This window comes from Cupriavidus sp. 05T41 (assembly GCF_056396525.1).
The window spans coordinates 50,175-61,939 of sequence record NZ_JBFTLQ010000039.1 but is presented as its reverse complement, the minus strand read 5'-3'; the positions used below and the strand labels follow the sequence as shown (position 1 = coordinate 61,939).

10 protein-coding genes are annotated in these 11,765 nt (G+C 65.7%); all 10 read right to left on the bottom strand.

The features are described 5' to 3' along the window. Positions 1 to 9: 9 nt before the first annotated feature. Positions 10 to 1,062, bottom strand: a complete 1,053-nt coding sequence (locus AC1DKV_RS22500; RefSeq protein ID WP_441612873.1) for a branched-chain amino acid ABC transporter permease — start codon at positions 1,060 to 1,062, stop codon at positions 10 to 12. A 415-nt stretch (positions 1,063 to 1,477) separates the two neighbouring features. Next, positions 1,478 to 2,629 carry an ABC transporter substrate-binding protein gene (locus tag AC1DKV_RS22495; RefSeq protein ID WP_441612872.1) on the bottom strand — a complete coding sequence of 384 codons (1,152 nt, stop codon included), beginning with the start codon at positions 2,627 to 2,629 and terminating at the stop codon, positions 1,478 to 1,480. A 380-nt stretch (positions 2,630 to 3,009) separates the two neighbouring features. Continuing rightward, the gene (locus tag AC1DKV_RS22490; protein ID WP_441612871.1) at positions 3,010 to 3,768 is read right to left on the bottom strand and encodes a sulfite exporter TauE/SafE family protein; all 759 of its coding nucleotides are present in this window, start codon (positions 3,766 to 3,768) and stop codon (positions 3,010 to 3,012) included. A 101-nt stretch (positions 3,769 to 3,869) separates the two neighbouring features. After that, complete coding sequence (locus AC1DKV_RS22485; protein WP_441612870.1) at positions 3,870 to 4,424, bottom strand: hypothetical protein; 555 nt, start codon at positions 4,422 to 4,424, stop codon at positions 3,870 to 3,872. A 296-nt stretch (positions 4,425 to 4,720) separates the two neighbouring features. Beyond that, positions 4,721 to 5,749, bottom strand: coding sequence for a branched-chain amino acid ABC transporter permease (locus AC1DKV_RS22480; RefSeq protein ID WP_441612869.1), 1,029 nt, complete (start codon positions 5,747 to 5,749; stop codon positions 4,721 to 4,723). Then, positions 5,749 to 6,633 (bottom strand): branched-chain amino acid ABC transporter permease, encoded by an 885-nt coding sequence (locus AC1DKV_RS22475; protein WP_441612868.1) that lies wholly within the window; start codon positions 6,631 to 6,633, stop codon positions 5,749 to 5,751. Before AC1DKV_RS22475 ends, AC1DKV_RS22480 begins: the two co-directional genes overlap by 1 nt. Positions 6,634 to 6,765: 132 nt before the next feature. After that, on the bottom strand, positions 6,766 to 7,974 hold the full coding sequence (locus AC1DKV_RS22470; protein ID WP_441612867.1) for an ABC transporter substrate-binding protein: 1,209 nt from the start codon (positions 7,972 to 7,974) through the stop codon (positions 6,766 to 6,768). Between the two features lie 99 nt (positions 7,975 to 8,073). Beyond that, positions 8,074 to 8,799, bottom strand: coding sequence for an ABC transporter ATP-binding protein (locus tag AC1DKV_RS22465; protein WP_441612866.1), 726 nt, complete (start codon positions 8,797 to 8,799; stop codon positions 8,074 to 8,076). Between the two features lie 9 nt (positions 8,800 to 8,808). Then, positions 8,809 to 9,585 (bottom strand): ABC transporter ATP-binding protein, encoded by a 777-nt coding sequence (locus tag AC1DKV_RS22460; RefSeq protein ID WP_441612865.1) that lies wholly within the window; start codon positions 9,583 to 9,585, stop codon positions 8,809 to 8,811. Between the two features lie 311 nt (positions 9,586 to 9,896). After that, positions 9,897 to 11,639: a GMC family oxidoreductase gene (locus AC1DKV_RS22455; protein ID WP_441612864.1), complete on the bottom strand. Its 1,743-nt coding sequence runs from the start codon at positions 11,637 to 11,639 to the stop codon at positions 9,897 to 9,899. Positions 11,640 to 11,765 lie beyond the last annotated feature (126 nt).

Sequence of the window (11,765 nt, the reverse complement as noted above, 5' to 3'; positions counted from 1 at the left end):
GCCTGCTCCTTATTCTTCGTCTTCCACATGCTTGCTGTTCAGCGAGCGCCACAGCAGCACGGGCAGGATCAGGGTGAACACGATGACCTCCTTGAAGGCACTGGCCCAGAAGGAGGAATAGGATTCGAGCAGGCCCACGAGAATGGCACCCGCGGCAGCCACGGGATAGCTCACCAGGCCGCCCACGATGGCGCCGACGAAGCCCTTCAGGCCGATCAGGAAGCCGGATTCGTAGTAGACCGTGGTCAGCGGTGCGATCAGGATCCCGCACAGCGCGCCCATCGCCGCGGCCAGCGTGAACGACAGGCGCCCGGCCTGCGTGGTGCCGATGCCGACCAGGCGCGCGCCGAGCCGGTTGACCGCGGTGGCGCGCAGCGCCTTGCCCGCGATGGTGCGCTCGAAGTAGAAATACAGTGCGGCGATCAGCAAGCCGGAGACGCCCACCACCCACAGGCTCTGTCCCGATACCGTCAGGCTGCCCACGTCGAAGCGCATCTCCGAGAACGCCGTGGTGCGCGAGCCCTCGGCCCCGAACATCACCAGGCCGAGGCCCACCAGCGCGAAGTGCACGCCCACCGAGACGATCAACAGGACCAGCGTGCTGGCCTCGGCCAGCGGCTGGTAGGCCAGGCGGTACAGCATTGGCCCCAGCGGCACCACGATCAGCAAGGTCAGTGCAATCTGCGCTGCCATCGGCATCGGTTGCGCGGCATATTGTTGTGCCAGCACATGCACCGCGAGCGGGAACACCAGGTACTTGCCCGCCAGCACCGCGAACCGTGTGCCCGCGGTTCGGCGCAGTTCGGCGCTGCGCAGCACGGTGACGGCCTCGTAGAGAAAGGTGAGCACGCCCATGGCAAGCAGCAGCCAGCTGCTCTGCGGCGCATGGCCGGCCTGGATCGCCGCCAGCGTGAGCGCGCCATAGGCGACGAATTCACCCTGCGGAATGAAGATGACGCGGGTCACCGAGAACACCAGCACCAGGGCCAGCGCCAGCAGCGCGTAGATGGCGCCCGAGGTGATCCCGTCCTGCGCCAGGATGGCGGCGATCGAGAGGTCCATTGTCTCCCCGTATTTTGTTGGTGCGTCCGGCCGGCGAGGAATGCCGGCTGGCGCGAATCACGGATTACGAAATAGTAAACAAATTACGCATAGCACAAATCCCGACCAACCCTAGCTTGCGCGGTGCGGCAAGCCCAGGGTCGGCTCCGAGCGCCGATCCGCATACACGGTTCGGGCAGCGTATTCGCAGCGCAGCACGGCCGCCATGCACCTTTGCGGCTTTGCGGCTTTGCGGCTTTGCGGTTTCCCGGCGTGGCGCAGCAATTCATTAACACGTTAAAGATCGTGCATGACGGAAACGGTGTCAAGTACGGGATTGCCTGTAGACCGCGCCACGCGTCCCGCGCTCGCGGCACAAACAAAAAGGGCGCATGGCTGAGCATGCGCCCTTTTTGCGGCTACCCCCGAAGCCAACCTACTTGGTCTGCAGCTTCCACTTGCCGTCCGTGATCAGCACCATCACGCGCGAGCGCTGGTCCAGCCCGAGGTGGTCGGTCGGCGTCATGTTCATGATGCCGTGGGAGATCGGCAGTTCCTTGGTCTGCTCCATGGCATCGCGCAGCGCCTTGCGGAATTCCTTGGTGCCAGGCTGGCCCTTCTTCAGTGCCTCGGGAATGGCCCGCTGCAGCAGCAACCCCGCGTCCCAGGCGTGGCCGCCGAAGGTGGAAACCTGGCCGCCAAAGGCCTTCTCGTAGGCCGTCTTGTAGGCCATGGCGGGCTTCTTCACCGGGTTGCTGTCCGGCAGCTGCTCGGCCACCAGCAGCGGGCCGGCAGGCAGGAAGGTGCCTTCGCAATCCTTGCCGCAGACACGCAGGAAGTCCGCATTGGCAACACCGTGGGTCTGGTAGATCTTGCCCTTCCAGCCGCGCTCCTTGAGCGCCTTGGCCGGCAGTGCGGCGGGCGTACCCGAACCAGCGATCAGCACCGCGTCGGGATTGGCGGCCATCATCTTCAGTACCTGGCCGGTGACCGATGTATCGGTGCGCGCAAAGCGTTCGTTGGCCACCACCTTGATCTTGCGCATCTCGCCGACCTTGGCGAATTCCTGCGCCCAGCTGTCGCCATAGGCATCCGCGAAGCCGATGAAGGCCACCGTCTTCACGTTGTTGTTGGTCATGTGCTCGGCAATGGCGGTCGCCATGTGCGAGTCGTTCTGCGGCGTCTTGAAGACCCAGGCGCGCTTGGCGTCCATCGGCTCGATGATGCGCGCCGAGGCGGCCAGCGTGATCATCGGCGTCTCGTTCTCGGCCACCACGTCCACCATCGCCAGCGAATTCGGCGTCACGGTCGAACCCACCACCACATCGACCTTGTCCTCGCTGATCAGCTTGCGCGTGTTCTTGACGGCGGTAGTGGTATCGGAGGCATCGTCGAGCACGATGTACTCGATCTTCTTGCCGGCGATTTCCTTCGGCAGCAGCGAGATCGTGTTCTTTTCCGGGATGCCCAGCGAAGCCGCCGGTCCCGTGGCCGAAACCGTCACCCCCACCTTGACCTGAGCGTTGGCGGTGCCCGCGCACAAGGCGGCGGCGGCGAGAGCCAACAGGCTGGCGCGCTTGAATGTCATCGTGTCTCCTTCCATAGCGGCAAACGGAAAAGGCATCCGTGCCGGCTTCCGGCCGGTCGGATGCCTCAATCTGGTCTTCTTGTCTTTGTATGCTTGCGGTGTCCTTGCGGACCCGTGTCCAGGCGCAACGCCGGCGCCTGCCTGCTGCCCGGTGCGCGCGGAACCAGTCCGCACCACACCGCGATCTCCCGTCCTGCGCGTTTCCCCGGCGGCGCGCTGCGCCACCCGGTGCCGCTCATTCACCGACCGCACGGTCGAAAATGCGTAGCGAGTCTAACAATAGCGATATGGGCCGGAAAGCCGGATTAACCCGGAGCGCCGCCAGGGTGCGGCACGCCACGCGACACGCCACGAGAATCCGGCGGCCGCGCCCTGCCCGCTCAGTGCCCGAAGGCATCCCATGCGGTCTTCACGATCAGCGCCGCCACCACCACGATGAAGACGCGGCGCACGAAGCCGCTGCCATGCTTGAGCGCGAGGCGGCTGCCCAGCTGGCTGCCGGCGACGTTCGCCACCGCCATCACCAGGCCGAGCTGCCACCATACGTGGCCCTTGGCCGCCAGCAGCAGCAAGGCCGCCAGGTTGGTGGCAAGGTTGACCACCTTGGTCGATGCCGACGCATGCAGGAAGTCATAGCCGAACACCCGTACGAACACGATCATCAGGAAGCTGCCAGTGCCGGGTCCGAACACGCCATCGTAGAAGCCGATTGCCGCCCCCGCGAGCAGCGCTGCCGCGCGCTCCTTGCTGCCCGAAAGCGTGGGCGCATGCTCGGTGCCCAGGTTCTTCTTGGCCACCGTGTACACCAGCAGGATCACCAGCACGAACGGCAGCGACTTGCGCAGCGGCCCGGCGGGAATCAGCGTCAGCGCGTAGGCACCGGCCATCGAAAAGACAAAGGCCGACAGCATCGCCGGCATGGTCGCGCCCCAGTAGATGCGCACGCTGCGCCCGTAGCGCACCGCGGCGTTGGCCGTGCCCGCCAGCGAAGCCACCTTGTTGGTACCGATCAGGGTGGCCGGCGACATATCGGGATAGGCGGAGAACAGGGCGGGGATCTGCACCAGGCCGCCGCCACCGGCGACGGCATCGATCATGCCGGCCAGAAAAGCCGCGACCGCGAGAAACACGAAATCCATGGAACGCTCGGAAGACCAGGGAGGAGAAGAAGGGAAGGAAGGAGAGGCAACGCAGGAAGGCGACACGCCGGGACTGGCCTGCGGCAAGCCCCCGCCGCGTGTCAGCCGAGGTCTTTGTGCGCCGGTGCCAGATTGCAGTGCCACAAGCCGGCACACGGCACGAAGCCCGCTGCCTCGGCCTGCCGCACCGTCAGCAAGGCAGGCGACAGCAGCAAGTGCCGTACACCATGCGCGCGGCACCAGTCGGCCAGCAGGTCGCAGCACCCCTGGAAAAGCGCCGCATTCGCCACAGCCGCCGTACCCGTCTCTGCAACTGGCCGGGCCCACCATTCCGCCACGAACGCCGCGAGCCCGGCGAGCCCGAGATGCGGCACCAGCGTGACGGGCAAGCAGCCCAGCACTTGCTGCCCCGCTGCTTCCGCCACCACGCAAGCCCCGCGCTCCGGCCTGGCCAGCAGGCTCTCCACCAGCGCGCTCCGCGCGCGCGCGGCAGCCACCGGCAGCGGCCGGGCGGCCTGCAGCCAGTCGCTCAGCGCTGGCGCGTCGGCGGCGGTAGCAAGGCGGATATGGGGATACGAGCCGGCAGCGGAGGAAGCGTCCTCAGAAGGCGGTTTATGTGGCGCCGGAGGCACCGCTGATGGGAATTCGGGGGACATGGCAGGCGTCGGGGAGAGAAGCAGATTGTCTCATGTGGCCCTCGCCCTTCTTATGCCGATTCCGCATGGTGGCGTGCGATGCACCAGAAACAGGCATTAAAAAAGGCGTTGCCGGGGATCACCCGGCAACGCCCTCATCTTATATGACACTGCAGCCTAGTGACCGCGCGCCTGTCGTCTCCTCGCTTCCGCCTCCATTTAACCTGCGAAAACCGTATATGGAATGTAACTAAGCGGTGCGTTCCGAACAAGCTAGAAGAAACCCTAGCCCCAAAACCGGGCATGTTGCCCCGTAATCACTCCCGGGCCTTGCCGAAGCGCGCCAGCAGCTCTCCCATGATGCCGCGGCGGAAGGTCAGCACGCAGATCACGAAGATCACGCCAGTGACCATGGTCACCGATTCGCCCAGCGAACCAAACCACTCGATTCCGGTGAGCGAGGCGAGGAAGTTGCCGATATCGCCCAGCTTGTTCTCGAGTGCCACCACCACGAAGGCACCGACCAGGGGACCCGACAGCGTACCCAGCCCGCCCACCAGCGTCATCAGGATCACCGAGCCCGACATCGACCAGTGCACGTCGGTCAGCGTGGCAAAGCCCAGCACCAGCGCCTTGATGGATCCCGCCAGTCCCGACAGCGCCGCCGACAGCACAAATACCATCAGCTTGAAGCGGTCGGTGTCGTAGCCCAGCGAGATGGTACGCGGCTCGTTCTCCTTGATCGCCTTGAGGATCTGCCCGAACGGCGAATGGACCGTCCGCACGATCAGCGCGAATGCCAGCACGATGATCAGCAGCGCCACGTAGTACAGCGTCAGGTCGCTGGCCAGCGGCAGCACCCCGAACAGCTTGCCGCGCGGGATCCCCTGCAGGCCATCCTCGCCGCCGGTATAAGGCACCTGAAGGCAGAAGAAGAACAGCATCTGCGCCAGCGCCAGCGTGATCATCGCGAAGTAGATGCCCTGGCGCCGGATCGCGATCCAGCCCACCACGTAGCCGATCAGGGCGCCCGTCAGCGTACCCAGCACCAGGCCGACCTCCGGCGTCACGCCCCAGGCCTTCATGGCATGGCCGGCCATGTAGGCCGCGCCGCCGAAGAAGGCCGCATGGCCGAACGACAGCAGCCCGGTGTAGCCGATCAGCAGATTGAAGGCGCACGCGAACAGCGCGAAGCACAGCACCTTGAGCACGAACACCGGATACGCCCCGGCCATCGGCGCCACGATCAGCGCCACCAGCAACAATCCGTACCACAGTTTCTTCTGCACGCCCTGCCCCTGTCTTGTCTGCCCCGCGGCCACTGCCGCGCCCGATGGTTGGCTCATCACTTCTCCCTCCCGAACAGCCCGGCCGGGCGCAACATCAGTACGATGACCATGATGAAGAACACCACCGTGGAGGAGGCCTCGGGATAGAACACCTTGGTCAGGCCCTCGATCACGCCCAGCCCCAGGCCGGTCAGGATCGAACCCATGATGGAGCCCATGCCGCCGATCACCACCACCGCGAACACGATGATGATCAGGTTCTGCCCCATCAGCGGCGAGATCTGGATCACCGGTGCGGCCAGCACGCCGGCGAACGCCGCCAGCGCCACGCCGAAGCCGTAGGTCAGCGTCACCATCAGCGGCACGTTGACGCCGAATGCTTCCACCAGCTTGGGGTTCTCGGTGCCGGCGCGCAGGTAGGCGCCAAGCTTGGTCTTCTCGATCAGGAACCAGGTGGAGAAGCACACCACCAGCGAGGCCAGCACCACCCAGGCCCGGTAGTTGGGCAGGATCATGAAGCCGAGGTCGGTGGCGCCGGTCAGCAGTTCCGGTGGCGAATACGGCAGGCCGGACACGCCGTAGATCGAGCGGAAGATGCCTTCGACCACCAGCGTGATGCCCAGCGTGAGCAGCAGGCCGTAGATATGGTCGAGCTTGTAGATCCAGCGCAGCATGGTGCGCTCGATCAACACGCCGAGCAGCGCCACCACCAGCGGCGACAACACCAGCATCACCCAGTAGTTGAGCTCGAAGTAGTTCATGCCCATCCAGGCCAGCACCGCGCCAAGCATGAACAGCGCCCCGTGGGCGAAATTGATGACGTTGAGCAGGCCGAAGATCACCGCCAGGCCGAGGCTCAACATCGCATAGAAGGCACCGTTGACCAGCCCCAGCAGCAGCTGGGACAGCATGGCGGGCAGAGGAATACCGAAGATGTCCATCGCGGGCGTTACCGTTCGCGCACCAGCCGGGATTCGTCGTGGCCTCCCGGGAAGGCGCAGTCAAATGAAGCGAAGCCGCGGCGCCCGGGTCACGAGCCGCCGCGGCAGGGACAACACACTCAGCTCAGGCGCTTACTTCTTGAGCAGCGCGCACTTCGACTCCGCCACCGTGGCGAAAGCCTGGTCACCCGGAATGGTGGCGACCACCTTCAGGTAATCCCACGGCTTCTTCGATTCCGCCGGCGACTTCACTTGCATCAGGTACATGTCGTGGATGCCACGGCCGTCCTGGCGGATATAGCCCTTGGTGTAGAAGTCGTTGATCTTGGCCTTCTTCAGTTCGGCCATGACCTTGTCCGGATCGTCCGTCTTGGCCGTCTCCACCGCCTTCAGGTAGGTGCGGATGGCGGAGTAGTCGGCGGCCTGCAAGCTGCTCGGCATCTTCTTCATCTTGCCGAAGAAGCGGTTGGCGAACTTGCGGGTCTCGTCGTTCATGTCCCAGTACCAGCTGTCGGTCATCAGCAGGCCTTCGGTGTTCTTCAGCCCCAGGCTGTGCACGTCGTTGATGAACATCAGCAGCCCGGCGATCTTCATCGACTTGGTGATGCCGAATTCCTTGGCCGCCTTGATCGCGTTGATGGTGTCGCCGCCGGCATTGGCCAGGCCCAGGATCTGCGCCTTCGACGACTGCGCCTGCAGCAGGAAGGAGGAGAAGTCGGAGGCGTTGAGCGGATGGCGCACCTGGCCCACCACCGTGCCGCCGTTGGCCTTCACCACCGCGGCGGTATCCTGTTCCAGCGAGTGGCCGAAGGCATAGTCGGCGGTCAGGAAGAACCACGACTTGCCGCCCTGCTTGACCACCGCGCTGCCGGTGCCCTTGGCCAGCGCAATCGTGTCATACGCATAGTGCACCGTGTACGGCGAGCACTCTTCGTTGGTCAGGCGCGCCGAGCCTGCGCCGATGTTGAAGTAGACCCTCTTCTTCTCCGATGCGACCTTGGCCATGGCCAGGCCGGTAGCGGAGTTGGTGCCGCCCAGCAGCATGTCCAGGTTCTGCTGGTCCATCCACTCGCGCGCCTTCGAGGCGGCGATGTCGGCCTTGTTCTGGTGATCCGCCGAGACCAGTTCGATCGGCTTGCCCAGCACCTTGCCGCCGGCATCCTCGATCGCCATCTTGATGGCCTCGAGACCGCCCGGGCCGTCGATGTCGGCGTACAGGCCGGACATATCGGTGATGTAGCCGATCTTGACCGTATCGCCCGAGACCTGGGCCGAAGCCGAACCCATTGCCACGCCCGCTACGATAGCCGCCAGAGCAACCGCCAGCCGAGTCATCTTCATTGCTTGTCTCCTTAGTTTCGGCGGCCCTTGTCGCCACCCGTTCCTGCCCTAAAACAATGCCTGCGATGCATGCGCGCCATACCTGTCAGGCGCGCCGCATCAGACCCCAAGCAACTCGTTGAGCACCGGCATCTTGGCCTGCAGTTCCGCCGCGGCGAAACGCTCGACGATGGTGCCGTGCTCCATCACGTAAAACCGGTCGGCCAGCGGCGCGGCGAAGCGAAAGTTCTGCTCCACCATCACCACCGTGTAGCCCTTCTTCTTGAGCATCAGGATCATGCGCGCCAGCGCCTGCACGATCACCGGCGCGAGACCCTCGGAGATCTCGTCGAGCAGCAGCAGGTTGGCGCCGGTACGCAGGATGCGCCCCACCGCCAGCATCTGCTGCTCGCCGCCCGACAGGCGCGTGCCCTGGCTCTGGCGGCGCTCCTTCAGGTTGGGGAACATCTCGTAGATCTCGGCTTCGCTCATGCCGGCGCCGACGCCGCTGCCCTTGGCTTTGAGCAATGGCGGCAGCATCAGGTTTTCCTCGCACGACAAGCTGGCGAAGATGCCGCGCTCCTCCGGGCAGTAGCCGATGCCGCAGTGCGCGATCTTGTGTGTCGGCATGCCGATGGTCTCGGTGCCATTGACGCGGATCGAACCCTTGCGCTGGCCGGTCAGGCCCATGATGGCGCGCAGCGTGGTGGTGCGCCCGGCGCCGTTGCGGCCCAGCAGCGTGACCACCTCGCCGGGGTTCACGGTCAGGTCCACGCCGTGCAGGATGTGCGATTCGCCGTACCAGGCGTGCAGGTCCTTGATTTCAAGTGCGGGCGTTGTACTCATCCTGGCTCCTCAGTGCGCGCCCTGCAGTTCGGCCTCGACGGTGCCCATATAGGCTTCCATCACGCGCGGGTCTTTCGATACCTCGGCGTACGGCCCTTCGGCCAGGATCGCGCCGCGCTGCAATACGGTGATCTTGTCGGCGATCGACGACACCACGTTCATATTGTGTTCGACCATCAGGATGGTGCGTCCCACCGCGACCTTGCGGATCAGGTCGGTGACGCGCGCCACGTCCTCGTGGCCCATGCCCTGCGTGGGCTCGTCGAGCAGCATCAGCTCCGGCTCCATCGCCAGCGTGGTGGCGATCTCGAGCGCGCGCTTGCGGCCGTACGGCAGGTTGACGGTGACGATCTGCGCCGCGTCGGTCAGGCCGACCTGATCGAGCAGTTCCATGCCGCGCGCATTGAGCGCATCGAGCGTGCGCTCGCTGCTCCAGAAATGATAGGAAGTGCCGAGCTGCCGCTGCAGGCCGATACGCACGTTCTCCAGCACCGTCAGGTGCGGGAATACCGCCGAGATCTGGAACGAGCGGATCACGCCGCGCCGCGCGATCTGCGCCGGCTTCTCACGCGTGATGTCGATGCCGTTGAAGAGGATGGTCCCCGTGGTCGGCTCGAGAAACTTGGTCAGCAGGTTGAAGCATGTCGTCTTGCCGGCGCCGTTGGGGCCGATCAAGGCATGGATGGAGCCGCGCCGCACCTTCAGGTTGACGTCGCTCACCGCGGTGAACCCCTTGAATTCCTTGGTGAGGTTCCGCGTTTCCAGGATCGTGTCTTGCTCGTTCATGGTCTCCTGCCCGCCCTCTTGCTGCGGCACCGGCTTCTGGTCGGCACCGCCAAATGGTCAGAACCGTGGCGCTGTTTGCGCCACCACCGCACGAGTCACGCCAATCCAGTTGCGCTCCCCGTGGCTATTGCGGCTTGCACGCCGCTTCTCTTCTTGTCGCCGCCGCCCGGCATGCTCACCAAGGCGCGACGCGCCCTGGGAGGGGCGCGCCAATGTGAGCGCTGCTGCACGGCATATGGGCGTCTATTGTGTGCGTCTGCTGCGTCGCAAAACATCCGGGTTTGCACTGATTATGAAACATGAACCAGATGTCAGGTCTGTGTCGTGGCTCCGTCTTTCTCTTGACCCACGTCATTGAGCGTGCCGCGCGCGCGGGCTTCGGCGGAGGAAACCTGCAGATTGGCGGGCGCGGCCGGCGCCGCGCCCTCGCCCGCCGCGCCGGCCATGCGCCGGCGGCGGTCTTCCCGGATCATGTCGCTGGCGCGCTCGGCGATCATGATGGTGGGCGAATTGGTGTTGCCCGAGGTGATCAGCGGCATCACCGACGCATCGACCACGCGCAGCCCGTCGATGCCGATCACGCGCAGGCGCTGGTCGACTACCGCGCCCGGGTCGTCGGCGCGCCCCATGCGGCAAGTGCCGACCGGGTGGAAGATGGTGGTGCCGATCTCGCCGGCAGCCTGCGCCAGCTGTTCATCGGTCTCGAAAGCCGGGCCGGGCAGCCATTCCTGCGGCTTGTATGGCGCCAGCGCGGGCGAGGCCACGATGCGCCGCGTCAGCCGCAGCGAATCCGCCGCCACCTTGCGGTCCGCTTCGGTGGACAGGTAGTTCGGCGCGATCACCGGCGCCTTGCGGAAGTCGGGGTCGCCGATGTGCACGCTGCCGCGCGAGGTCGGGCGCAGGTTGCACACGCTCGCGGTAAACGCGTTGAAGCTGTGCAGCGGATCGCCGAACTTGTCGAGCGAGAGCGGCTGCACGTGATACTCCAGGTTGGCCCGGCCCTGCGCGGCATCCGAACGCGCGAAGGCGCCGAGCTGCGACGGCGCCATGCTCATCGGCCCGCTCTGGTTGATCGCGTACTGCAGGCCGATGCCCAGCTTGCCCCACCAGCTGCCCGCGCGCGTATTGAGCGTGCGCACGCCCTCCACCTTGACCACGGTGCGCAGCTGCAGGTGGTCCTGCAGGTTCTCGCCCACGCCCGGCAAGGCGTGGCGCACCGCGATCCCGAGCGCCTGCAGGCGTTCGGGTTGGCCGACGCCGGACAGCTCCAGCAGCTGTGGCGTATTGACCGCGCCGGCCGCCAGGATGACCTCCTCGCGCGCGGCCACCGCATGCGCGGTGCCGCCGCCGAGATAGGCCACGCCACTGCAGCGGCGGCCGTCGAAGCTCAGCGCGCTGACCTGCGCCCCGGTGACGATGGTCAGGTTGGGCCGTTCGGCCGCGCGGCGCAGGAAGGCCTTGGCGGTATTCCAGCGGATGCCGCGGCGCTGGTTGACCTCGAAGTAGCCCACGCCGAAATTGTCGCCGCGGTTGAAGTCCTCGGTGCGCGGGATGCCGGCCTGCTCGGCGGCTTCGATAAAGCGCTCCAGGATATCCCAGTGCAGCCGCTGCCCCTCGACCCGCCACTCGCCGCCGGCGCCGTGGAACTCGCTGGCGCCGCGATGATGGTCCTCGCTGCGCTTGAACAGCGGCAGCACGTTGTCCCAGCGCCAGCCGTCGTCGCCCGTCAGGCGCGCCCAGTCGTCATAGTCCTCGCGCTGGCCGCGCATGTAGATCATGCCGTTGATGGACGACGAGCCGCCCAGCACACGCCCGCGCGGATAGCCGAGCGCGCGGCCGTTGAGCCCGGCCTGCGCCGTGGTGCGGTACATCCAGTCGGTACGCGGGTTGCCGATGCAATACAGGTAGCCCACCGGGATATGGATCCAGTGATAGTCGTCGCGCCCGCCGGCTTCGAGCAGCAGCACGCTCACCTCGGGGTCCTGCGTCAGGCGGTTGGCCAGCACGCAGCCGGCCGATCCCGCGCCGACGATGATGTAGTCGTAAGTCTCCATGTTCTTGTCTTTGTCTGGCCTTGCGCCGCGAGTGGAAGGATTGAGGAAGGGCCTGCGCCCTGGCGCGGCCCGCCGTTCTTGGGCTACCGATGCGCGCGATGGTTCATCGCGCACGCCATCATGCAC

Coding starts and splice junctions, on each gene's coding strand:
- AC1DKV_RS22490 (WP_441612871.1), bottom strand. CDS start 3,768: ATGGATTTCGTGTTTCTCGCGGTCGCGGCTTTTCTGGCCGGCATGATC.
- AC1DKV_RS22480 (WP_441612869.1), bottom strand. CDS start 5,749: ATGAGCCAACCATCGGGCGCGGCAGTGGCCGCGGGGCAGACAAGACAG.
- AC1DKV_RS22485 (WP_441612870.1), bottom strand. CDS start 4,424: ATGTCCCCCGAATTCCCATCAGCGGTGCCTCCGGCGCCACATAAACCG.
- AC1DKV_RS22495 (WP_441612872.1), bottom strand. CDS start 2,629: ATGACATTCAAGCGCGCCAGCCTGTTGGCTCTCGCCGCCGCCGCCTTG.
- AC1DKV_RS22475 (WP_441612868.1), bottom strand. CDS start 6,633: ATGGACATCTTCGGTATTCCTCTGCCCGCCATGCTGTCCCAGCTGCTG.
- AC1DKV_RS22455 (WP_441612864.1), bottom strand. CDS start 11,639: ATGGAGACTTACGACTACATCATCGTCGGCGCGGGATCGGCCGGCTGC.
- AC1DKV_RS22460 (WP_441612865.1), bottom strand. CDS start 9,585: ATGAACGAGCAAGACACGATCCTGGAAACGCGGAACCTCACCAAGGAA.
- AC1DKV_RS22470 (WP_441612867.1), bottom strand. CDS start 7,974: ATGAAGATGACTCGGCTGGCGGTTGCTCTGGCGGCTATCGTAGCGGGC.
- AC1DKV_RS22465 (WP_441612866.1), bottom strand. CDS start 8,799: ATGAGTACAACGCCCGCACTTGAAATCAAGGACCTGCACGCCTGGTAC.
- AC1DKV_RS22500 (WP_441612873.1), bottom strand. CDS start 1,062: ATGGACCTCTCGATCGCCGCCATCCTGGCGCAGGACGGGATCACCTCG.